1 protein-coding gene is annotated in these 327 nt (G+C 41.0%); it reads left to right on the top strand.

Features of this window, described 5'->3' with window-relative positions; all coding sequences use genetic code 11:
* The coding region (locus tag JUI58_RS00585; RefSeq protein ID WP_204101810.1) for a hypothetical protein at nucleotides 1-327 on the top strand (327 nt) is incomplete at both ends.

The raw sequence follows: 327 nt of genomic DNA, 5'->3' as shown, positions 1-327 counted from the left end.
AATGACTTCACGGTTGAGTTGCTTAAAGATGGTGCAGTGGTGGACACAAAAGCACCCAACAGTAAAAAATATGTCAGTTTCTCGAATATTACGAAGGGTAACTATACGCTCAGGGTCAAGGTTAACTCAACTAAAAGCTCTGAAAAATATCAAGCCGTTGTTAATCTCGATCAAGCTGGTAATTACTTCTCTAAAACTGATTTAGAGGGCTTAGATCCGTACAATTTAGGAAATATTGCTGGTCAGCGTAAGGTACTCAATGACTTTGTGAGCGAGGCGTTCGGCGATCGGGATGCTTACAATTTCACAACAGATGCAGACCATACA

The organism is Spirulina sp. CCY15215, assembly GCF_016888125.1.
In the GTDB taxonomy this organism is placed as follows: Bacteria; Cyanobacteriota; Cyanobacteriia; order Cyanobacteriales; family Spirulinaceae; genus CCY15215.
This window is presented reverse-complemented; position numbering and strand designations above follow the sequence as displayed.